We start from the raw sequence: 1,152 nt of genomic DNA on the forward strand, positions 1-1,152 counted from the left end.
ATACAAGTAATAAATTGAGTAATAAATGCATCAATTTCCTCTTTTGTAATAATATACGGCGGAAGTAATCGAATAATATTCCCTTGTGTTACATCGACTAACATTCCTTTATTCATTAGCTCAACCTGTAATTTCTTCACATTTTCATTCGTATCATTCAGACTAATTCCAAACATCATGCCAGCATGACGTACTTCCTGAATATAATAAGAGTTTTCTTTCTGAATTTCTTGTAATTTATCATTTAAATATAGTGACGTTTCATACGCTTCGTGCATTAAACCATCTTCAATCAATGTGTTTAATACCGTTAACCCTAAAGCCGTTCCCATTGATGAATGAGCAAACGTTGTCCCGTGATCTCCTGGTGAAAATACATCACATAACTTTTTGCCTACAATAATTCCTCCTAGCGGTATCCCGCCTCCTGCTCCTTTACCAATTTGAATAATATCTGGTGTAATATTAAAATTTTGATAAGCAAATAGTTTTCCCGTTCTACCCATACCACTTTGAACTTCATCAACGACAAGAAGTACATTATATTTTTCACATAAATATTGAACACCATGTAAATATTCACTTGATAAAGGATAAATTCCTCCACTTCCTAAAACAGGCTCTAGCATAATCGCAATTGGTTTTTCTTTAATAATAGTCTCCTCTAATTGGTCTATATTTTCGCGCTCTACTTCATATACAGGAATCGATGTTTTAGGGAAATTTTGATATACACTTTCTTGTCTCGTAAAATGAAGTGCCCCTAACGTACGCCCATGGAAACTATTCTTCAGCACTACAATTCCTTCACGTTCTTCATTCGTATTAGCTCTATATTTATCAATTAATTTCAAAGTTGTTTCTGTCGCTTCCGTACCAGAGTTTGTAAAAAAGACCTTTCCGTTTTTTAATGAGCAATCCACTAATTTCTTTGCATATTCAATCGCAACTGGATTTAAAAAATGAAACGGCAGATGCAACGATTTTGTAACTTGTTCCATTGTCGTTTGTACAATTTTAGGATGATTGTATCCTAATACATTTACTCCTACGCCAGAAAATAAATCTAAATACTCTTTACCATCTACATCATATAGTTTACATCCTTCTCCTCTTTCCATTGCAACCTCTGTACGACAATATGTAGACATC

Annotated in this window: 1 protein-coding gene; it reads right to left on the minus strand. The window is 33.8% G+C overall.

Annotated features, from left to right (window positions below; translation table 11 throughout):
• Positions 1–1,151, minus strand: a 1,151-nt coding sequence (locus ACQGS6_RS28985; protein ID WP_426966070.1) for an aspartate aminotransferase family protein, incomplete at its 3' end; no start/stop codon positions are given.
• Position 1,152 lies beyond the last annotated feature (1 nt).

The organism is Bacillus sp. GMs2/2 (assembly GCF_050172095.1).
Taxonomy (GTDB): Bacteria; Bacillota; Bacilli; order Bacillales; family Bacillaceae_G; genus Bacillus_A; species Bacillus_A cereus.